General features: G+C 69.6%; 20 protein-coding genes and 2 tRNA genes. 15 read left to right on the forward strand and 7 right to left on the reverse strand.

The genetic code is table 11. From position 1 onward, the window contains the following. The first annotated feature begins 155 nt into the window (after positions 1–155). From HGG74_RS19270 to HGG74_RS19300, 7 genes are all read left to right on the forward strand, one after another. Positions 156–228: transfer RNA gene (locus tag HGG74_RS19270), tRNA-Asn, on the forward strand. 79 nt (positions 229–307) lie between these two features. Next, positions 308–856 (forward strand): DUF2087 domain-containing protein, encoded by a 549-nt coding sequence (locus HGG74_RS19275; protein ID WP_312856914.1) that lies wholly within the window; start codon positions 308–310, stop codon positions 854–856. 97 nt (positions 857–953) lie between these two features. Continuing rightward, positions 954–1,769, forward strand: coding sequence for a phage holin family protein (locus HGG74_RS19280; RefSeq protein ID WP_168489027.1), 816 nt, complete (start codon positions 954–956; stop codon positions 1,767–1,769). Positions 1,770–1,822: 53 nt separating this feature from the next. Continuing rightward, the gene (locus HGG74_RS19285) at positions 1,823–2,455 is read left to right on the forward strand and encodes a CDP-alcohol phosphatidyltransferase family protein (protein ID WP_168489029.1); all 633 of its coding nucleotides are present in this window, start codon (positions 1,823–1,825) and stop codon (positions 2,453–2,455) included. A gap of 63 nt (positions 2,456–2,518) precedes the next feature. Then, entirely contained in the window at positions 2,519–3,427 is a 909-nt protein-coding gene (locus HGG74_RS19290) for a DMT family transporter (protein WP_168489031.1), read from the forward strand. Positions 3,428–3,469: 42 nt separating this feature from the next. Next, positions 3,470–4,705 carry a glycosyltransferase gene (locus HGG74_RS19295; RefSeq protein WP_168489033.1) on the forward strand — a complete coding sequence of 412 codons (1,236 nt, stop codon included), beginning with the start codon at positions 3,470–3,472 and terminating at the stop codon, positions 4,703–4,705. Between the two features lie 122 nt (positions 4,706–4,827). Further along, positions 4,828–4,901 (forward strand) — tRNA-Ile (locus HGG74_RS19300). A 2-nt stretch (positions 4,902–4,903) separates the two neighbouring features. On the opposite strand, the gene HGG74_RS19305 is transcribed toward HGG74_RS19300, so the two are convergent. After that, positions 4,904–5,599, reverse strand: a complete 696-nt coding sequence (locus HGG74_RS19305) for a peptidoglycan DD-metalloendopeptidase family protein (protein ID WP_246263083.1) — start codon at positions 5,597–5,599, stop codon at positions 4,904–4,906. Between the two features lie 449 nt (positions 5,600–6,048). On the opposite strand from HGG74_RS19305, the gene rpsB reads away from it, so the two are divergent. The 6 genes from rpsB to HGG74_RS19335 all read left to right on the forward strand — a co-directional run bounded on the left by rpsB (position 6,049) and on the right by HGG74_RS19335 (position 11,089). Beyond that, positions 6,049–6,894: a 30S ribosomal protein S2 gene (rpsB, locus tag HGG74_RS19310; RefSeq protein WP_168489034.1), complete on the forward strand. Its 846-nt coding sequence runs from the start codon at positions 6,049–6,051 to the stop codon at positions 6,892–6,894. Positions 6,895–7,047: 153 nt separating this feature from the next. Continuing rightward, positions 7,048–7,887: a translation elongation factor Ts gene (gene tsf / locus HGG74_RS19315; protein WP_168489036.1), complete on the forward strand. Its 840-nt coding sequence runs from the start codon at positions 7,048–7,050 to the stop codon at positions 7,885–7,887. A gap of 160 nt (positions 7,888–8,047) precedes the next feature. Then, complete coding sequence (gene pyrH, locus HGG74_RS19320) at positions 8,048–8,797, forward strand: UMP kinase (RefSeq protein WP_168489038.1); 750 nt, start codon at positions 8,048–8,050, stop codon at positions 8,795–8,797. Positions 8,798–8,917: 120 nt separating this feature from the next. Next, positions 8,918–9,475, forward strand: coding sequence for a ribosome recycling factor (gene frr, locus HGG74_RS19325; RefSeq protein ID WP_168489040.1), 558 nt, complete (start codon positions 8,918–8,920; stop codon positions 9,473–9,475). Beyond that, complete coding sequence (locus HGG74_RS19330) at positions 9,475–10,401, forward strand: phosphatidate cytidylyltransferase (RefSeq protein ID WP_168489042.1); 927 nt, start codon at positions 9,475–9,477, stop codon at positions 10,399–10,401. The genes frr and HGG74_RS19330 overlap by 1 nt, the downstream gene beginning before the upstream one ends. Before the next feature lie 97 nt (positions 10,402–10,498). Then, positions 10,499–11,089, forward strand: a complete 591-nt coding sequence (locus HGG74_RS19335) for a DivIVA domain-containing protein (protein ID WP_168489043.1) — start codon at positions 10,499–10,501, stop codon at positions 11,087–11,089. An 8-nt stretch (positions 11,090–11,097) separates the two neighbouring features. On the opposite strand, the gene HGG74_RS19340 is transcribed toward HGG74_RS19335, so the two are convergent. The 4 genes from HGG74_RS19340 to HGG74_RS19355 all read right to left on the reverse strand — a co-directional run bounded on the left by HGG74_RS19340 (position 11,098) and on the right by HGG74_RS19355 (position 15,051). Further along, entirely contained in the window at positions 11,098–12,552 is a 1,455-nt protein-coding gene (locus tag HGG74_RS19340; RefSeq protein ID WP_168489044.1) for a sodium/solute symporter, read from the reverse strand. Then, positions 12,549–12,980, reverse strand: a complete 432-nt coding sequence (locus HGG74_RS19345) for a hypothetical protein (protein ID WP_246263085.1) — start codon at positions 12,978–12,980, stop codon at positions 12,549–12,551. Before HGG74_RS19345 ends, HGG74_RS19340 begins: the two co-directional genes overlap by 4 nt. Then, the gene (locus tag HGG74_RS19350) at positions 12,977–13,723 is read right to left on the reverse strand and encodes a LytR/AlgR family response regulator transcription factor (protein ID WP_168489046.1); all 747 of its coding nucleotides are present in this window, start codon (positions 13,721–13,723) and stop codon (positions 12,977–12,979) included. Before HGG74_RS19350 ends, HGG74_RS19345 begins: the two co-directional genes overlap by 4 nt. Before the next feature lie 107 nt (positions 13,724–13,830). Further along, positions 13,831–15,051, reverse strand: coding sequence for a sensor histidine kinase (locus HGG74_RS19355; protein ID WP_168489048.1), 1,221 nt, complete (start codon positions 15,049–15,051; stop codon positions 13,831–13,833). A 187-nt stretch (positions 15,052–15,238) separates the two neighbouring features. Between HGG74_RS19355 and HGG74_RS19360 the strand changes: the two genes are divergently transcribed. Then, positions 15,239–15,640: a DUF485 domain-containing protein gene (locus tag HGG74_RS19360; RefSeq protein ID WP_168489049.1), complete on the forward strand. Its 402-nt coding sequence runs from the start codon at positions 15,239–15,241 to the stop codon at positions 15,638–15,640. Between the two features lie 2 nt (positions 15,641–15,642). Then, complete coding sequence (locus HGG74_RS19365; RefSeq protein WP_168489072.1) at positions 15,643–17,262, forward strand: monocarboxylic acid transporter; 1,620 nt, start codon at positions 15,643–15,645, stop codon at positions 17,260–17,262. A 128-nt stretch (positions 17,263–17,390) separates the two neighbouring features. On the opposite strand, the gene HGG74_RS19370 is transcribed toward HGG74_RS19365, so the two are convergent. Both HGG74_RS19370 and HGG74_RS21785 read right to left on the reverse strand, forming a co-directional pair. Beyond that, complete coding sequence (locus HGG74_RS19370; protein WP_168489050.1) at positions 17,391–19,049, reverse strand: RecQ family ATP-dependent DNA helicase; 1,659 nt, start codon at positions 19,047–19,049, stop codon at positions 17,391–17,393. Further along, positions 19,039–19,541 (reverse strand): alanine dehydrogenase (locus tag HGG74_RS21785; protein ID WP_376766162.1); only part of this gene is annotated, 503 nt, incomplete at its 5' end. The genes HGG74_RS21785 and HGG74_RS19370, both read right to left, overlap by 11 nt.

The following is a 19,541-nucleotide window of genomic DNA, read 5'->3' on the forward strand; positions in this document are numbered from 1 at the left end:
GTTAATCGAAGGGTTACTGGTTCGAGTCCAGTCGGGGGAGCTGGAGAAGGCCCCGTCCACGGACGGGGCCTTCGTGTTTTCGCCGGGCAGGCTGCCGGTGTCCTGCCCGGTTTTTGGAAACCGGACCAGGCCTGATACAGTTTTATCTGCTTCATTCCCCCGTAGCTCAATTGGCAGAGCATTCGACTGTTAATCGAAGGGTTACTGGTTCGAGTCCAGTCGGGGGAGCGGGAGAAGGAAACCTCCGGCCGGAACTTATCCGGCGCGGAGGTTTTTTCATATCCACGACGAGGCAGGAGGACGGATCGTGGGCCGGAAACCGGACGAGGGGATCCCGGACTGGCGCAGGGTGGTCGCGGCCCTGGCCGGCGCCGACGCCCGGAGGGTCTATGCCCAGATCGTGCTGGGGGCACCGCCCGGCGAAGTCGGCGCGGGGCTGCCGCCGGCCCGCCGGGAGCGGGCCATCGCCGCGCTGCTGGCCGCCGGACTGGTGGAAGGCCGGGACGGCGGTCCGTTCGCGGCCTCGGAGACGGTGTTCCGCGAGGTCCTCGCCCGGCAGACCCTGGGCCGGGCCACCGGCGGCATCGGGCGGTTCCTGCACGGCGGCAGGATCGAGCGCTATCCGGCCAACCAGGCCGAGCGCCGGGAACTGCTGGCCTGGATCGCCGGCCAGGTTCTCCGGCCCGGCGAAGACCTGACCGAGCAGCAGGTGAACGAACGGCTCCTGCAGTACACCGACGACGTGCCGCTGCTGCGCCGCTACCTGGTGGACTTCGGACTGCTGCAGCGCACCGCCTCCGGATCGGCCTACTTCCGCCCGGCGGGCCGGACGGCCGGTGGCGATGACTCGCGGTGATGCGGACAGTGATATCGCCTCGGTGGCTGACAAGGCACAATGATAGGTTGAGACCGGACACAGGAGCAGTACCTAGCCGATGATGGAGGCATAAGCCATGAGCCGTCTTGAAAGCGCCGCTCCCGCCCCGACCGCGCCGCGGTCCTCCCTGGCGGGCCTGGTGGGCCTCGCGGCACGGCTGGCGCCCCGCCAGTTGAACGACGAGCTGTCCCTGGCCGGGATCGAACTCAAGCGCAAGGGCGTCCAGGCCGGCGTCGCCGCCGCCTTGCTGGTGGTGGCCCTGGTCTTTGCCGCCTTCATGCTGGTGTCGCTGCTGGTGGCTGCGATCATGGGGCTGGGCCTGGTGCTCGAGCCGTGGCTGGCGGCTTTGATCATTGCCGCCGTGTTCCTGGTGCTGGCCGCCATCTTCGGCCTGATCGGGGCAGCGCGGGCCAAAAAGGCCATGCCGCTGATGCCGGAAGCTGCCATCCGCGGGCTCCGTTACGACCTCGGTGTGCTGACCGAGGGCCGCAGCTTCGACCCCGCCACCTTGGACGCCAAGCCGGCCAAGGACGAGAAGGAGAAGCGGGCGAAGGCCGAGGAACCGAAGGAACCGTCGCCGTCGTTCACCGAACTGGCCGCCCGTACCGCCGAGCGCCGGGAACACCTGGCCCAGCTGCGCGACAGCCTGGACCGGAAGCTGGACGTCAAGGAGCAGACCGACCGGATCCGGCTCGAGGCGCGGCGGGCCGCGGAAACGGCACAGCAGGCCGCCGCCTCCGGGATCGCCCGGCTGGCCCAGGCCGGCGGCGCGGAGGGTGGTTCGTCCAGGGTTCCTGCGGCCCTGCAGGAACGCTGGAAGCCGCTGCTGGCCCTGGGAGCCTCGCTGACCACCTTCGCCGTGCTGCTGGGCCGGCTGCTGAAGAAGAACTAGGGCCGTTCCGCGAACGTGCCGCGGGTGGTTTTTTTAGGAGGGGGCAGGGCCTGATGAGGTTCATCGGTGCCGGCACGCGGCGGGATTTCGAATACCGCGAACGCGGAACATTCTGGACCGTGCCGAACATCATCACGGTGGCCCGTTTCCTGCTCGTGCCGGTGTTCGTCTGGTGCATTGCGGCCGGCCGGTACGGCACGGCGACGGCCGTGCTGGCCGTGCTCGGCTCCACGGACTGGATCGACGGCTACGTCGCCCGGCGCTTCGACCAGATGTCCACGGTGGGCAGATGGCTGGATCCGCTGGCGGACCGGCTGGCGCTGATCATCATCGCCATCACGTTTGTCGCCACCGGACTGGCTCCGCTGTGGCTGCTGCTGGCGATCCTCATTCCGGACATCATCCTGCTGGTGTATTCGCTGGCCCTGTTCCGCGGCAGCCCGGACCTGCCCGTGACCACCATCGGCAAGGTGCGCACCGCGCTGCTGCTGGCCGGGACCCCGATGCTGCTGCTGGAGCGGGCCCTCGGCCCGGACTACGGCTGGGTCGGCGTGGTGGCCTATGTCTTCCTCATCCTCGGCTGCGCCGGACATCTGGCCGCCTGGTGGGGCTACATGCTCGCCGCCACCCGCAAGCACGGCCAGCTGTACCGGGGCCAGTTCGACGGCGGGCGGCTGGATGCCTAGCGGGTGCCGGGCCGGTGGCCCCGGACCCGCCGGGACCACAGCCAGGACACCTGCCAGGACGTCATGGTCTGGCTAGCGGTCGCCGCGGCCCTGCTCGGGGCGTTTTTCCTGGCCGTGGGAACCCAGCGGCAGGCCAGCGCCGTGCAGGCCAGCACCGGCGGACTCTCGCTCAGCCCCGACGGGCTGCTGCGGATGCTGCGCAGCCCCCGCTGGGTACTGGGCCTGGTGCTGCTGGGCACCGGTATGGCGCTGAACGTTTTCGCCTTGGTCAGCGCCCCCTTGACGGTGGTCCAGCCTATTGGGGCCATCGCGCTGGTGATCACCACCATGGTCAATTCCAAGGACCAGGGGATCCGGCTGAACCGGATGACGGTGGTGTCCATCACCGCCTGCATGGCGGGCAGCGCCGCCTTCGTCCTGCTCGCCGTCACCGTGACGGCGCACCACCAGGACGTGACGGCCGACGGCGAACTCGCGGTGGTCCTGCTGCTCGCCGTCGTCGTGGCCATCTTCCTGCCGCTGGAAGTGATGTTCCGGCACCGGCTGAACGCCTTCACCTACATTCTCGGCGCGGGTATGCTTTTCGGCTTCGTGGCCGTCCTGGTGCGGATCATCGGTCTGCACCTGCTCGATCCCAACGGGCGGTTCATCGCCAATGTTCCCCTCTACACGCTCGTGGCGATTGCCGCCGCGGCGGGCCTCGGCTCGTGGTTCGTGCAAAGCGCCTACGCGAGCGGGCCGCCGGACCTGGTGATCGCCGGACTGACCGTCATCGACCCGCTGGTGGGCATCGCCATCGGCATCTTCATCCTCGGTGAGCTGCAGCCCAATGTGCACGCGGTGGCCGCCATTGCCATGGTTGGCGCAGGTTTGGTTGCTATTGTTGGGGTCATTGCCCTCTCCCGGCACCACCCGGATGTCCTGCAGAAGCAGGAGGAGGCACGTCGCCGGGCCCAGGCAGCCGGCACGTAATATCAGAGCGGAACCTAGGTGCGCACAGAACACATGAACAGCATGGCCATACCCGAAGAAGGCGTCCTGACCCACGTGAGTGCGAAGAGCGGCACCCGGCCGTTGAAGATTCTGATCGCCGCGGACACGTATCCGCCGGACGTGAACGGCGCAGCTGTCTTCGGATTCCGGCTTGCCCAGGCGATGACCAGGCGCGGCCACGAGGTGCACATCCTCGCCGCCCGCCCGGACAAGGGGCCGACCTGCATCGAGCAGCGGGCGGAAGCGACGGTGCACCGGCTGCGGTCGCATGCGGTACCTACCCATGAGACCTGGCGGATCTGCCTGCCGTGGGAGATCAAACGGGACATTAAGCGGATCTTCGACGAGGTCCAGCCGGATGTGGTCCACATCCAGTGCCACTACATGATCGGCCAGAACACCATCGCCGAGGCCTCGCGCCGCGGGATCAGAACCATCGCGACCAACCACTTCATGCCCGAGAACCTCGAGCCGTTCCTGCCGTTCCCGCAGTGGTTCCTGAACATCGTGGCGCGGAACTCCTGGCGCGACATGGGCAGGATCATGGGCAAGGCGGCGGTAGTCACCACACCCACGCCGCTGGCAGCCAAGGCCATGCGCGAGCATGCCCGGCTGGAGAAGGTGCTGCCGCTGTCCAACGGCATCGATTCGGCCAATTACGAACCGGCCCCGGGTGAAGTGATCGAGAAGCCGGAGCATCCCACGGTGCTGTTCGTGGGCCGCCTGGCCCAAGAAAAGCACGTGGATGTGCTGATCGAGGCCGTGGGGCGGACCGACCCGGCGCTGGACGTGCGGCTGGAAATCATCGGCGGCGGGGAGGTCCGTCCGGCACTGGAAGCGAAGGTGGCCGAGCTGGGCCTGCAGGACCGGGTGCACTTCGCCGGGCATGTGGACGACGCGGCACTGCGCCTGGCCTACCTGCGGGCCACGGTCTTCTGCCAGCCCGGCACGGCCGAGCTGCAGTCCCTGGTCTCGCTCGAGGCGATGTCCGCCAGCAAGCCCGTGCTGCTGGCCAACGCCATGGCGCTGCCCCACCTGGTCGAGGACGGTGTCAACGGCTACCTGTTCACGCCGCGCGACCCCGCGGATCTGGCGGCCAAGCTCGAGCTCATCCTGCGCCGCAGCCCGGAGGAGATCGAAGCGATGGGCGCGGCCAGCCACATGATGGCCGTCAAGCACAGCATCAACAAGACCATGGATACCTTCGAGCGCCTCTACCGTGGCGGCACGGCGGACGACTACCTGCCCGCGGGCTGACCGGCGGGCCCGCAGGCACTGCGCCGGCTAAGCAAACCGGCACAAAAGCATTACTATGGCTTAGTCGCGGTGTTCCGCAGCATCGCCGGATGTCGTCCGGGGTGCGCGGTGCCGGCGGCCAGGGGGCGGTAGCTCAGCCGGTCAGAGCAGAGGACTCATAATCCTTTGGTCGTGGGTTCAAGCCCCACCCGCCCTACCTCACCCGGGCCGCGCCATCCGGCGTGGCCCGGCCCGTTGTGCTCCGTATCCCAGCAGGCCCGGCCGGCCGCCGGGCATCCTCATCCGTCCGGCGGCCGCGGCAGCAGGACCGAGGGGCGCAGGTCCAGGACAAACTGCAGCGGATTGATGTACTGCCCGCCGCGCCGGACACCCCAGTGCAGGCAGGGGCCGGCACAGTGCCCGCGTCCCGAGAGCCGCCCCACCGGATCCCCCCCCCCCCCGGGCCACGGCATCGCCTTTCTTCAGGCCGGCCGCCACCGGTTCGAAGCTGCTGCGCAGCCCGTTGCCGTGGTCGATGGTGACAACCGGGCGGTCCACTACCCAGCCGGCGAAGCTGACGGTGCCCGCCGCCGGTGCGGCCACGGCTGCACCGGGGGTGGCCGCCAGGTCCACACCCCGGTGGCCGCTGAGCCAGGGCTCCGCCGGCGGGCGGAAGGCTCCCAGTACGCGGGGTACCGGATCAAGCGGCCAGGTCCAGGGCGGCGCGTAGCCGCCGTCCGCGGACGTGCTGCCCGTGGCTGCTGCGTTCAGGGAGGTGCTCCCCGCCGGGATGGCCAGCACGCCCAGGCAGGCCAGCAGCGCGGCCGCGCAGACGCGGCGGCGGTGCCTGAGGTGCCGCCGCAGGTTTCCCGGGGCATGCCCCGTGGCACGTTTCGGGGACCGGTGAATGCCCATGGCCTGATTCTGGCCGCGCCGGCCGGCAGCCGGAACCGCGGGAGTGGCGGCTGTGGATGGAGGGGGTGCCGGCCGGGCTGTGCAGGAGCAGCTGGTGGCCGCTGGCCGGCAGCCGCTGCCCGGACCGGGGCCGGCGGTTGCTTGTAGTACACTGGTCCAAGCAGTTTTGCGCCTCCCTGACCCGTGCCCGGACCCGGCCTTGTGCCGTGCAGAGGGCCGGGGCGCCGAAGCTGACTACGCGTGTCTGATTTCCGGTGGCAGTACATCTGGCTCCGGCAGTGTCCAGGCGGTCCGGCTCGTCCGGTCCGGGCACAGGTTCGGCGCTGGCAACAGCGGCGACGTTCAGGCACCAGGAGCCCCGCCCGCCCGGGCGGAATGCAATCAACCGTCTACAGGCAGATACGCTGCGGCGCCGACGCTGCGCCCGCGCTGCCGGAAGGAGTGACGACATGCCCGTCGTTACCATGCGCCAGCTGCTCGACAGCGGTGTTCACTTTGGCCACCAGACCCGCCGCTGGAACCCGAAGATGAAGCGCTTCATCTTCACCGAGCGCAACGGCATCTACATCATCGACCTCCAGCAGTCGCTGTCCTACATCGACCGCGCCTATGAGTTCGTCAAGGCCACGGTTGCCCACGGCGGCACCGTGCTGTTCGTCGGCACCAAGAAGCAGGCCCAGGAAGCCATTGCCGAGCAGGCCACCCGCGTCGGCCAGCCGTACGTCAACCAGCGCTGGCTCGGCGGCATGCTGACCAACTTCTCCACCGTTTCCAAGCGCATCCAGCGCCTGAAGGAGCTCGAGGAGATCGACTTCGAGGACGTGGCCAGCTCCGGCCGCACCAAGAAGGAACTGCTGCTCCTGCAGCGCGAGAAGACCAAGCTGGAAACCACCCTGGGCGGTATCCGCAACCTGACCCGCACCCCGTCCCTGATCTGGGTCGTGGATACCAAGAAGGAACACCTCGCCGTTGACGAGGCGAAGAAGCTCGGTATCCCGGTTGTCGCCATCCTGGACACCAACTGCGATCCGGACGAGGTCGACTTCCCGATCCCGGGCAACGACGACGCGATCCGCTCCGTCAACCTGCTCACCCGCGTGGTCGCAGACGCTGTTGCCGAGGGCCTGATCGCCCGCAACAACCGCGCCGCCGGCAACACCGAGGCCCCGGCCGAGCCGCTGGCCGAGTGGGAGCGCGAGCTGCTCGAAGGCTCCGCCGAGGCTCCGGCTGCTGCCCCGGCCGAGGCTCAGGCCGAAGGCGCCGAGGGCGCTGCCGACGCCGCCGACGAGAAGTAATTCCATACTTCCCCTGCCGCACGGATGCACCTGCGGACGAACCGACAGGGCGTCCGGGCAGCAGGGCCTCCGCTGGAACGGCTGGCCGGAATCCGGCCAGCCGTTCCAGCGGAACCACCTAACTGCTTATTAACGGGAGGACTGGAGTCCAATATGGCGAACTACACCGCTGCTGATATCAAGGCCCTGCGCGAGCGCACGGGCGCGGGCATGATGGACGTGAAGAAGGCTCTCGACGAGGCCAACGGCGACGCCGAGAAGGCCGTGGAGCTCATCCGCATCAAGGGCCTGAAGGGCGCGACCAAGCGCGAGGGCCGTTCCACCGCCGAGGGCCTGGTGGCCGCCAAGGTCGTCGACGGCACCGTTGGCGTCATGGTCGAGGTCAACTGCGAGACCGACTTCGTGGCCAAGAACGACAAGTTCATCGCCCTGGCCGACAAGGTCCTTGAGGTCGCCGTTTCGTCCGGCGCCGCCGACCTGGACACCCTGCTGGCCGCCGAGGTCGAGGGCAAGAAGCTGGCCGACTACGTCGTCGAAGAGGGCGCCGTGCTGGGCGAGAAGGTTGTCGTCCGCCGCATCGCGCGCGTCGAGGGCAAGACCGTCGACGCCTACCTGCACAAGACCTCCAAGGACCTGCCGGCCCAGGTCGGCGTGCTGTTCGCCGTCGACGGCGAGGGCAACGGCGCCTTCGAGGCCGCCCACGACGTCGCGGTCCACACCGCTGCGTTCGCCCCGGCCTACCTGACCCGCGAGGAAGTTCCGGCCGAGACGGTCGAGAACGAGCGCCGGATCGCCGACGAGACCGCCCGCGCCGAGGGCAAGCCCGAGGCCGCGCTGGCCAAGATCGTCGAAGGCCGCCTGAACGGGTTCTTCAAGGAGATCGTGCTGCTGGACCAGCCGTTCGCCAAGGATCCGAAGCAGACCGTCGGCAAGGTGCTGGAAGCCGCCGGCGTCAAGGCCACCGGCTTCGCGCGTTTTCGCGTGGGTGCCTGAGCCACGGCGTAGCCGGACGCTGACCGGACCCTGACGCGATAACCGGCAACGGTTCGTCAGGAGGGGTGGCCACCACTGGTGGCCACCCCTTTTTCCTGCCCCTTTCCTGCCCCGACATCTATCCTTGACCTGATACCGAACTCACGCCCCGGGAGAGACCATGGAAACCCAGAACGAGAACGAACGTACTACTGCCGCCGCCGGCGCCAAGCGCCGCCGGGTCCTGCTCAAGCTCTCGGGCGAGGTTTTCGGCGGCGGCAAGCTCGGCGTCGACCCGGACACGGTCCGCGGGGTCGCCAAGCAGATTGCCGCGACCGTCGGCCAGGTGGAGGTGGCCATCGTGGTGGGCGGGGGCAACTTCTTCCGCGGTGCCGAGCTGTCCGCGTCGGGGATGGACCGCTCCCGCGCCGACTATATGGGCATGCTGGGCACCGTGATGAACTGCCTGGCCCTGCAGGACTTCCTTGAGCAGGCCGGGGTGGATACGCGGGTGCAGAGCGCGATCACGATGGGCCAGGTGGCCGAGGCCTACATTCCGCGCCGTGCCATCCGCCACCTGGAGAAGGACCGCGTGGTGATCTTCGGCGCCGGTGCCGGCCTGCCGTACTTCTCCACCGACACGGTGGCGGCCCAGCGCGCGCTGGAGGTGCATGCCGACGTCGTCCTGGCGGCGAAGAACGGCGTGGACGGGGTCTACACCGCCGACCCGAAGAAGGACCCGACGGCCGAAAAACTCGACACGCTCACCTACGACGACGCGCTGCGCCGCAACATCCGGGTGATGGACCAGACGGCCTTCAGCCTGTGCAAGGACAACAAGCTGCCCATGGTCGTCTTCGGGATGGAGGGCGAGGGCAACGTCACCCGCGCCATCCTGGGCGAGAAGATCGGCACCTACGTTTCGGCCTGAGCAGCGGCCCGGGCGCGCCGTCCGGCACGATAGGGCCTGACCCACCCGCTAGGATGGATAGCAGAGCCCGCCGCTCCACTGCCGGGGCCGGCACTACCTGTGACCGTCTAAGGAGACACCGTGATCGAAGAAACCTTGCTTGAGGCCGCCGAGAAAATGGACAAGGCGGTGGAAGTGGCCAAGGAGGACTTCGCCACCATCCGGACCGGCCGCGCGAACCCGGCCCTGTTCTCCAAGGTGACCGTCGACTACTACGGCACGCCGACCCCGCTGCAGCAGCTGGCCTCGTTCCAGAACCCGGAAGCGCGCACCCTGCTCATCACCCCGTACGACAAGTCCGCGCTGAACGACATCGAGAAGGCCCTGCGCAATTCCGACATCGGAGCCAACCCGGCCAACGACGGCAATGTCATCCGGGTGGTCCTGCCGGAGCTGACGGAGGAGCGCCGCAAGGAGTACGTCAAGATCGTCCGCGGCAAGGCCGAGGACGCCAAGGTCTCCATCCGCAACATCCGCCGCAAGGCAATGGACACCATCGGCAAGCTGGTCAAGGACGGCGAGATCGGCGAGGATGAGGGCGCCCGCGCCGAAAAGGACCTGGACGCCCGGACCAAGGCCCACACGGACACTGTCGACGAGCTGCTCAAGCGTAAGGAAGCGGAGCTGCTCGAGGTCTGATGAGCGAGGACCCGCCTTCAACACAGGCTGGCAGGCGGCACGCGTACGGAGCCGGTCCCGGCGCCCCGCCCCCCGAGGCGGGCCGCCGGAACCGGCAGCGGGCCGGGCAGCCGTCGCGGGCCGGGCGCAACCTTCCGGCGGCCATCGGCGTCGGAGTGGCCCTGCTGGCCATTGTCCTGGTCGGCCTCTTTTTCCTGCCCTCGGCCTTCGTGGGGCTGGTGGCGGCCTTTGCCGTGCTCGGCGCGTGGGAGGTCTCGCGGGCCCTGGCCGTCAAGGACATCCACGTCCCGCTGCCGCCGCTGTTCGCCGGGGCGTCCGTGATGCCGTTCGCCGCCTTCTACGGCGGACCGGAGGCACTCTCCTTCGCCCTGGTCGGCACCGGTCTGGCCATCCTGGTCCACGCCTGCCTGGAGACCACCCGGGACGCGGCGCGCAGCGTGATGGGCGGGATCTTCATCCTGGCCTGGGTGCCGCTGTTCATCAGCTTCGCCCTGCTGCTGCTGGACGAGCCCAACGGCGCGTTCAAAGTGGCCACGATGCTGCTGCTGGTGGTGGCCAACGACACCTTCGGCTACCTGGTCGGCGCCCTGTTCGGCAGGCATCCGATGGCGCCGAAGATCAGCCCGAAGAAATCCTGGGAAGGCTTCGCCGGGTCCGTCGGCGGCGCCGTCGTGGTCGGCGTGCTGTGCTCGGTGCTCCTGCTCGACCTGCAGTGGTGGTTCGGCCTCGTGCTGGCCATTGCCACGGTGGCCGCGTCCACTGCCGGGGACCTGGCCGAATCCATGGTCAAGCGCGAACTGGGAATCAAGGACATGAGCAACCTGCTGCCGGGCCACGGCGGCATCATGGACCGGCTGGATTCGATCGTTTTTGCCGCGCCCGTGGGCTACCTGCTCTCGGTGCTGCTGGCCCCCGGAGCCGGATGATCCCGGCTGCGGAGATGTCCGGCACCGGGCCTGCCGCTAGTTAAAGCATTCAAAACCGTACAACCGATACCAGAGCACGAAGGAACCTGCAGAACCAATGGCACATCCGACCCACCAGGCCGGCCGGGGCAGCGCCCCCTTTGCCCGTGTGAGCCGGCGCGAGCACGGCTACAACATGCGCCAGGTGGACCAGTTCCTGGACCGGGCCCGTGAATACTACGACGGCTGGGACCCGGCGCTGCCGCCGGTGACCAGCCGCGATGTCCGCACGGTGGCGTTCGACCCGGCCCGCGGCGGGTACGACCCCCGGGCCGTGGACTCCGCGCTGGACCGGCTCGAAGACGCCTTCGCCCAGCGCGAGCGGGACGACCTGATCGCCCGCGAAGGCGAGCAGGCCTGGCTGACCCGGATCGGCAGGCTCTCGGCGGTGCTCCGGGCGCGGCTGCACCGCGAACCCGGCGAACGCTTCCGCCGGCCCCGGCACCGCAACGCCCCCGGCTACAACGTCCAGGACGTGGACGCGCTCTGCAACGAGCTGCTGAACTACTTCGAACACGACGAGCCGCTGAGCGTGGACGTGGTCCGGCGGGCGGTGTTCCGGGAGGCGAAGGGCCCGGATGGCTACGAGGAGAACCAGGTGGACGCCTTCCTGGACCGCGTCGTGGAACTGATGGCCACCATCGACTAGCGGCCGCCTCAGGTCCTTTCCGGTGCGTGCAGCCGGGCCATCATGCGCGAGACCGACGCCGGCCGGCGCGGCGCCGTCGCCCGCGAGACCGCGATGGTGACCAGGAACGCCGCCGGCACGCTCCAGGCTGCGGGCTGTTCCAGCAGCTCCCGGAACGGGCCCAGCCCTGTCCCGAAGACGGCGGCCAGCAGGATGGCCCCGCCGCTCAGCAGCGCCCCGGCGAGCATCCCGGTGATCGCCCCGGCATCCGTCAGGCCGCGCCACCAGATGCCCAGCAGCAGCAGCGGGCAGATGGTGGAGGCGGTGAAGGCAAAGACCGTTCCCACGCTGCCGGCCAGGGCCAGCGAGTCCGTGGACAGGGCCACGGCCAGCGGCACCAGCGCCGAGAGCACCGCGGCTCGGCGGAAGCCCTTGACGCTGCCGCGGAAGAGATCCTGGCTGACCACGCCCGCCAGCGAAACCACCAGGCCGGAGGTGGTGGAAAGGAAGGCGGCGAAGGCCCCGGCGGTCACCAGCGCGGTCAGCAGGTCCCCGGCCATGCCGCCGACGACCCGGCCGGGCAGCAGCAGCACGGTGGCGTCCGCCTGCCCGGCGGCGGCCAGGTCGGCAGTATGTACGCGTCCGAGCACCCCGTACACGGTGGGGAACAGGTAGAAGACCGACAGCAGCCCGAGCACAATGACCGTGGTCCGGCGTGCCGCCGGACCGTTCGGGTTGGTGTAGAAGCGCACGAGCACATGCGGCAGGCCCAGCGTGCCGAACAGCAGGGCCACCAGCAGGGAAATGGTGCCGTAGACGGGCAGGGGGCCGGCGCCGGGCAGGAACGCGCCGCCGGTGTCCACCGGCCGGGATCCGCTGCCAAGCGCCAGCAGGATGAAGAACAGCGGCACCGCCAGGGCCGTGAGCTTGAGCCAGAACTGGAAGGCCTGGACGAAGGTGATCGAGCGCATGCCCCCGGTCACCACCGAGCAGACCACCACCAGGACGACGGCGGCGGCGCCGGCCCAGCCGGGCAGGCCGGTAGTGATCCTGACCGTCAGCGCCGCCCCATGCAGTTGCGGCACGATGTAGAGCCAGCCGACGACGACGACCACGGCGCTGGTCACCAGCCGGGCCGGGCGCGAGTCCAGCCGGGCGGCGGCAAAGTCGGGGACGGTGTAGGCGCCCGAGCGCCGCAGCGGCGCCGCGACGAAGAGCAGCAGCATCAGGTAGCCGGCCGTATAGCCGATCGGGAACCAGAGTCCGTGCAGCCCGGAGACCAGGATCAGCCCGGCCACACCGAGGAAGCTGGCCGCCGAGAGGTACTCGCCGCCGATCGCCGAGGCGTTCCACCAGGGCGGGACCGTCCGGGAGGCCACGTAGAAGTCCCCGGTGGTCCGGGAGATGCGCAGGCCGTAGATGCCGATCAGCACGGTGGCGGCGCAGACGGCAGCCAGGGCCGCGAAGCCTGCGGCCGGGTTCACCGCTCCGGCTCGCTGACCAGTTCGCGGAACCGGCGTTCGTTGCGCGCCGCCGCCCGGTTGTACAGCCCGGCGCAGGCCAGCAGCACCGGATAGATGCCCAGCCCCAGCAGCAGCCACGGCAGCGGCACCGTCCAGACGGTCACGCCGTAGCTGCCGGGGAAGAACAGCACCAGCAGCAGCACGCCGAGCACGATCGCACCGAACCCGCCGGCCACCACCAGCGCCAGCCGCAGCTGCGAGCGGATCAGCGAGCGGATGAACAGTTCGCCGACCTCGGACTGCTCGTCCAGTTCGTGCGAGACGGTGAACCGGCCGGGGGAGAGCGTGCCCCGGGCCCGCGGGCCGGTGACGCGCACCCGCTCCGGGCCGGCGGCCGGTCCGCCGGGCGTGCGTCCGTTCCGGCCGGCACCGGGAAGGTCCGGGTTCATCCGCGCGGCCTGACCCGGGTGGCTTCGAGTTTGTCGCGCACCGCCGGCAGGTGGCGCCGGCTCACCGGAAGCTCGGCACCGTTGACCAGCACGCTGGCCCGGCCCGAGCCCAGGCGGACCTGCTGGATGTGGTCCATGGAGACCAGGTAGGAGCGGTGGATGCGCAGGTAGCCTGCCTGCGCCCACTGCCGTTCCAGGTCGTTGAGCGGGACGCGGATCAGGTAGCTGGACTCGGCGGTGTGCAGGCGCGCGTAGTCGCCCTGGGCCTGCACGTACCTGATGTCGTCGCGGCGGATCATCTTCGTGACGCCGGCCTGGTCCACGCTGATCACCTCCGGCTTGGCCGGGCCGTCCCCGCCGGCTTCCCGGCCGGCCCTGTCGTCGAGCAGGTCGCAGATCCGGCGCACGGATTCGGCCAGCCGCTCGGGGCGCACCGGCTTGAGCAGATAGTCCACGGCGGCCAGGTCGAAGGCCTGCACGGCCTTGTCCTCGTCGGCGGTCACGAAGACGACGGCGGGCGGGCGGCTGAAGCGCGAGATGACCCGCGCAATGTCCAGGCCCGAGAGCGAGGGCATATGGATGTCCAGGAAGAGGGCGTCGACCTCGTGGCTTTCCAGGGCCCGCAGCGCCTCGGCTCCGCCGGTGGCCCGGTAGATGCTGCCGATCCGTTCGTCGCGCGCGAGCAGGTAGGTCAGGGCCTCCACGGCGGGAAGCTCATCATCGACGACGAGAACATTGACCATGGCAATCAGTGTAGGCGCTCAGGCCCGGTATTCCGGCGGGAAGCCCGCGGCCGGCGGGCGGGCCAGGCCGAAGTTGCCCGCGGACGGGCCTGCAGCAGAGGCCGGGGTCAGTCCACCCGGTGTTCCGGCTGGGATTTGGGGATGCGCAGGGTGATCAGCGTCCCGGCGCCCGGGGCGGTGTCGATGACCAGGCCGTGCTCGTCGCCGTAGACCTGGCGCATCCGCAGATCGACATTGCGCAGCCCCACGTGGTCCCCGGGGGCGTGCCCGGCCAGCACCGTGCGCAGGTGCTCCGGGTCCATGCCGACGCCGTCGTCCTCCACCGTGACCACTGCGTAGGCGCCGTCGTCCCGGGCCGTGATGGTGATCCTGCCCGCGCCCTCCTTGGCCTCGATGCCGTGCCGGACGGCGTTCTCGACCAGCGGCTGCAGGGACAGGAAGGGAACCACCGTGCTGAGCACTTCCGGGCCGATCTGCAGGCTCACCGCCAGCCGGTCCCCGAACCGGGCGCGCTCGAGCAGCAGGTACCGGTCGATGGATTTCAGTTCCTCGGCCAGCGTGGTGAAGTCTCCGTGCCGGCGGAAGGAGTACCGGGTGAAGTCGGCGAACTCGATGACCAGCTCGCGGGCGCGCACCGGGTCGGTGAGGATGTAGGACGCGATGGCGTTGAGCGAGTTGTAGATGAAGTGCGGGCTGATCTGGGCCCGCAGGGCGCGCACCTCGGCCTCCATCAGCTGGGCCCGGGACGAGTCCAGTTCGGCCAGCTCGATCTGCGTGGCCACCCAGGCGGCCACCTCGCCGGCCGCCCGCACCAGCGGCGCGCCCACCTGCAGGGTGTAGACGCCCACCGTACCCACCACCCGTCGGCGGACGCGGATCGGGGCGAAGACCGCCTCCCGCAGCCGCACGCCGGACCCGGCAGCCGGGACGTGCGCGGACGCCAGCTGCTTTTCCCGGAAGACCTGCGTCCGGCCGCTGGCCAGGACCTTGCCGGCCAGCTGCAGCGCCTGCTCCCGCTGCTCCGGACCCGGCTCGGCCGCGCCGTCCCAGGCGAGCACGCCGGTCTCCCCGGTCAGCACCAGCACTTCGGTGCCCAGCAGCTCGCGCAGGTAGCGGCTGGCCTTGCCGGCACCGGCGGGGGAGAGCCCGGCGCGCAGGTGCGGTGCGGCCAGCGCGGCCGTGTGCAGCGTGGCATAGGTGGCACGTTCGGCTTCCGAGCCCAGGTCCCGGTGCGAGCGCGAGAGCCGGAAACCGGCCAGTCCGATGGCGGCCACGATGGCGGCGGCGAGGACCGCGAGGACGGCGGCGTCGATGGCCGGGCTGAACATGCCCCCCACGATACCCCCGCGGCCCGCCGGTTCACTGCCGCACGCCTGCCTGCCGCTGGGCGCATGCAGCTGCCGTTCACCGCAGTGTGAGGTCAGTTGGCCGATCCGTGCCCGCGCCCCCTTCCCAGCCAGGCGGTAGGCATAGCACAGTGATCTTGATCACACGAATCCCGTCCAAGGAGATGAGATGGCCTCCAACCCCACCCCGGATGCCGGCTCCGCCGGCTCCGCTGCCTCCCTTGGGGCTGTGGACTTCCAGGAAGTCCAGCAGCGGCCCCGGTTCCGCGAACTGCGCCGGCGCCACCGCAGCTTCGTGTTCCCGATGGCCGCGGCCTTCCTGCTCTGGTATTTCCTGTACGTGCTGCTGGCTGACTATGCGCACGGCTTCATGTCCACCAGGATCGCCGGCAATATCAACATCGGCCTGGTCTTCGGCCTGCTGCAGTTCGTGACCACCTTCGTGATCACCATGTGGTACGTCAGCTACGCCAACAAGAAGCTGGACCCGGTCGCGGCCGAGCTGCGCGCCGAACTCGAGGGACCGGCCGGCACCACCTCGACCACCGCCGAAACCGGAGGAGCCAAGTGAACATCCTGACTGTCCCCGCGACGGTGACGCAGGCCCCGACCCAGGTCGGCGAGCCCTGGATCAACATGGGCATCTTCGGCCTGTTCGTGGCCATCACCCTGGTGATCGTGCTGCGGGCCAGCAAGAACAACAAGACGGCCGCGGACTACTACGCGGGCGGCCGCTCCTTCACCGGCGGCCAGAACGGCACCGCCATCGCCGGCGACTACCTCTCGGCGGCGAGCTTCCTGGGCATCGTCGGGGCGATCGCGATCAACGGCTACGACGGCTTCCTCTACTCCATCGGCTTCCTGGTCGCCTGGCTGGTGGCCCTGCTGCTGGTGGCCGAACTGCTGCGCAACACCGGCAAGTTCACCATGGCCGATGTGCTCTCCTTCCGGCTGCAGCAGCGCCCGGTGCGGATCGCCGCGGCGACCACCACGCTGGCCGTCTGCTTCTTCTACCTGCTGGCCCAGATGGCCGGTGCCGGCGGCCTGGTGTCGCTGCTGCTGGGCATCAATGACAGACTGGGCCAGTCGCTGGTGATCACCGTGGTGGGCGCGCTGATGATCCTCTATGTCCTGGTCGGCGGCATGAAGGGCACCACCTGGGTGCAGATCATCAAGGCCTGCCTGCTGATCGCCGGCGCCTTCGTGATGACCATCTGGGTGCTGGCCATCTACGGCTTCAACTTCTCCGCCCTGCTCGGGGACGCCGCGGCCACCGCCGGCACCACGGACATCCTCAACCCGGGCCTGCAGTACGGCGTGAGCGAAACGTCCAAGCTGGACTTCATCTCCCTGGCCCTGGCCCTGGTGCTCGGCACGGCCGCCCTGCCGCACGTGCTGATGCGCTTCTACACCGTGCCCACCGCCAAGGAGGCCCGCAGGTCGGTGGTCTGGGCCATCTGGCTGATCGGTGCCTTCTACCTGTTCACCCTGGTCCTGGGCTACGGTGCCGGCGCGCTGATCGGTGCGGACACGATCCAGGCGGCCCCGGGCGGGGTCAATTCGGCAGCGCCGCTGCTGGCGTTCGAGCTGGGCGGGCCGTTGCTGCTGGGGCTGATTTCCGCCGTCGCCTTCGCCACCATCCTGGCGGTGGTGGCAGGCCTGACCATCACGGCCGCGGCCTCCTTTGCCCACGACATTTACGCCAACGTGGTCCGCCGGGGCTCGGCCAACCCGGAGAGCGAAGTGAAGGTGGCCCGGCGCACCGTCCTGGTGATTGGTGTGCTCTCCATCCTCGGCGGCATCGGCGCCCAGGGGCAGAACGTCGCCTTCCTGGTGGCCCTGGCCTTCGCGGTGGCTGCCTCGGCCAACCTGCCGACGATCATCTACTCGCTGTTCTGGAAGCGGTTCACCACCCAGGGTGCGGTGTGGTCGATGTACGGCGGCCTGGCCGCGGCGATCATCCTGATCGTCTTCTCGCCGGTGATGTCCGGCAACGAGACCGCGATGATCCCCGGCGCGGATTTCGCCTTCTTCGGGCTGAAGAATCCGGGCATCGTCTCCATCCCGCTGGCCTTCTTCCTCGGCTGGCTGGGCACGGTGCTGGACAAGACCGGGGAGGACCCGGCCAAGCAGGCCGAGATGGAGGTCCGCTCGCTCACCGGCGTCGGTGCCGAAAAGGCAGTGCACCACTAAGGCAGTGCATCACTAGGCAGTGCACCACTAAGGCAGTGCACCACTGCTAAAGGCAGTGCGCCGCCGGCACTGCCTGAGGCCGGACAGGGCCCCGTCCGCACCGGACGGGGCCCTGTCCGTCTGCCGGGCTAACTGCCCTCGGGGATCCGGCCCACCTCCAGCAGGCCGGCGTCCTCCTCGATCAGCTTCAGCGACAGGTCCTTGTACCCCACGGACTCGAACAAAACGGTGATGCGGTCCGGCATCACGCCCATCACGGTGCCCGCGCCCCACTCGCGATGCCGCACCGGGGTCTGCACGGCATAGCCTTCTGGCAGGGACTCCTCCAGGGCGCGGGCTTCGGCCGCTGAACCGTGCTCGCAGTTGTCGCAGGTGCCGCAGTAGCCGCTGGTTTCCTCGCCAAAGTAGTTCAGCAGGAAGTCCCGCCGGCAGTGGTCCGTCTCGGCATAGCCGCGCATCATCTCCACACGCGACTTGTCGATCCGCTGCCGCGATTCGGCTTCGGCCAGCGCCCGCTCCACCGCGCCCTCCGCATCCGCGGATTTCACTGCCCGGTAGCCCCGGCGTCCGGCCAGGATGCTGCCGCTGTGCTCGAGCAGGTTCAGCACCCGGGCCTGCCGGCGGGTGGACAGCCCGGACTCCCGGCTGAGCGCCGCGGCCCGGAGCGGGCCGGATTCCTGCACTGCGGCGAACACGGCCGCCAGGTCCTCCGCGGCCGGGGCATGGCCGGCGAAAAACTGCTGCAGGCCCAGATCCTCGGAACGATAGTGCAGCACGGCCCGGGCCGGTTCGCCGTCGCGCCCGGACCGGCCGATCTCCTGGTAGTAGCTGTCGAGGGACGCCGGGATGTCGGCGTGGACCACGAAGCGCACGTCGGGCTTGTCGATCCCCATGCCGAACGCCGTCGTGGCCACCACGACGTCGAGGTCGTTGCCGAGGAACTGCCGGTGGATCCGGGCGCGGTCGGCGGCCCGCCGGCCGGCATGGTAGGCATCGGCGCGCAGGCCCCGGCCGGCGAGCTCGGCGGCATACCATTCGGTGTCCTTGCGCGTGGCCGCGTACAGCAGGCCCGGCCCGCGCAGCTGGGCCGCCTGGTCCAGGACCGCCAGCCGTTTGCCGCGGTCCTCATGGTGCCGCACGACCTCCAGGGACAGGTTGGGCCGGTCGAAGCTGTGCACGACGGTGTGCGGGTCGCGCATGCCCAGCCGTTCGACCACCTCCGCCCGCACGTGCGGGGAGGCCGTGGCCGTCAGGGCGGCCACCGGCGGCCGGCCCAGCTGCGCGATGGCCGCGGTCAAGGTCAGGTAGTCGGGCCGGAAATCATGGCCCCAGGAGGAGATGCAGTGCGCCTCGTCCACCACGAACAGCGAGATCCGGCAGCCGGCCAGCCGCGCCAGTGTTTCCTCGCGGGCCAGCTGTTCCGGGGCCAGGAAGACGAACTTCGCGTCCCCGCCGGTCACAGCTGCCCACACCTGGCGTTCGGCCCGCGCGCCCAGCTGCGAGTTGATGGCGAAGGCCCGCTGTGCACCGAGGTCGTGGTTGATGGCCTCCACCTGGTCGCGCTGCAGCGCCACCAGCGGGGAGACGACGACGGTGGTGCCCGGCAGCATCGCTCCGGGCACCTGGTAGATGGCCGACTTGCCCGATCCGGTGGGCATGACGGCCAAAACGTCGCTCCCGCGGACCGCGGCCTCCATGCACTCCAGCTGTCCGGCGCGCAGGGTCTGCAGGCCGAACCAGTCGCGCGCCGCCCGGCGCAGCTCGTCCCGGCTGATGCTATCCGGCATGGGCCAGCCGTACCGGTTCGGAGACGATCACGCCGTCCCGGGTGTTCAGCCCCGGCAGCAGCTCCGGCAGGCGGACGGCCGCGGCGTCGAAGCCTTCGTCCGCCACCGCCCTGATGTAGCGCAAGGTGGCGTTGGTCAGGGCGTAGGTGGAGGTCCGCGGTACGGCGCCGGGCATGTTGGCCACGCAGTAGAAGACGGTGTTGTGGACCCGGAAGGTGGGATCGGCGTGCGTGGTGGGCCGGGAATCCTCGAAGCAGCCGCCCTGGTCGATCGAAACGTCCACCATCACCGAGCCCGGACGCATCCGGCCGACCTGCTCGTTGGTGACCAGCTTGGGGGCCTTGGCCCCGGGCACCAGCACGGCGCCGATCACCAGGTCGGCCTGCTGCACGGCAGCGTCCAGCTCGAAGGCATTGCTGGCGATCGTGGTCACCCGGCCGTGGTACTGGTCGTCCAGTTCCTGCAGCCGGCGTACGTTCGTGTCCAGGACGG

Source organism: Arthrobacter mobilis, assembly GCF_012395835.1.
Taxonomy (GTDB): domain Bacteria; phylum Actinomycetota; class Actinomycetes; order Actinomycetales; family Micrococcaceae; genus Crystallibacter; species Crystallibacter mobilis.

Bases quoted from the DNA above. Each gene is read 5' to 3' on its own strand.
- HGG74_RS19280 (WP_168489027.1), top strand. From the start codon at position 954: ATGAGCCGTCTTGAAAGCGCCGCTCCCGCCCCGACCGCGCCGCGGTCC.
- HGG74_RS19285 (WP_168489029.1), top strand. From the start codon at position 1,823: ATGAGGTTCATCGGTGCCGGCACGCGGCGGGATTTCGAATACCGCGAA.
- HGG74_RS19290 (WP_168489031.1), top strand. From the start codon at position 2,519: ATGGTCTGGCTAGCGGTCGCCGCGGCCCTGCTCGGGGCGTTTTTCCTG.
- HGG74_RS19295 (WP_168489033.1), top strand. From the start codon at position 3,470: ATGGCCATACCCGAAGAAGGCGTCCTGACCCACGTGAGTGCGAAGAGC.
- HGG74_RS19305 (WP_246263083.1), bottom strand. From the start codon at position 5,599: ATGGGCATTCACCGGTCCCCGAAACGTGCCACGGGGCATGCCCCGGGA.
- rpsB (WP_168489034.1), top strand. From the start codon at position 6,049: ATGCCCGTCGTTACCATGCGCCAGCTGCTCGACAGCGGTGTTCACTTT.
- tsf (WP_168489036.1), top strand. From the start codon at position 7,048: ATGGCGAACTACACCGCTGCTGATATCAAGGCCCTGCGCGAGCGCACG.
- pyrH (WP_168489038.1), top strand. From the start codon at position 8,048: ATGGAAACCCAGAACGAGAACGAACGTACTACTGCCGCCGCCGGCGCC.
- HGG74_RS19330 (WP_168489042.1), top strand. From the start codon at position 9,475: ATGAGCGAGGACCCGCCTTCAACACAGGCTGGCAGGCGGCACGCGTAC.
- HGG74_RS19335 (WP_168489043.1), top strand. From the start codon at position 10,499: ATGGCACATCCGACCCACCAGGCCGGCCGGGGCAGCGCCCCCTTTGCC.
- HGG74_RS19345 (WP_246263085.1), bottom strand. From the start codon at position 12,980: ATGAACCCGGACCTTCCCGGTGCCGGCCGGAACGGACGCACGCCCGGC.
- HGG74_RS19350 (WP_168489046.1), bottom strand. From the start codon at position 13,723: ATGGTCAATGTTCTCGTCGTCGATGATGAGCTTCCCGCCGTGGAGGCC.
- HGG74_RS19355 (WP_168489048.1), bottom strand. From the start codon at position 15,051: ATGTTCAGCCCGGCCATCGACGCCGCCGTCCTCGCGGTCCTCGCCGCC.
- HGG74_RS19360 (WP_168489049.1), top strand. From the start codon at position 15,239: ATGGCCTCCAACCCCACCCCGGATGCCGGCTCCGCCGGCTCCGCTGCC.
- HGG74_RS19370 (WP_168489050.1), bottom strand. From the start codon at position 19,049: ATGCCGGATAGCATCAGCCGGGACGAGCTGCGCCGGGCGGCGCGCGAC.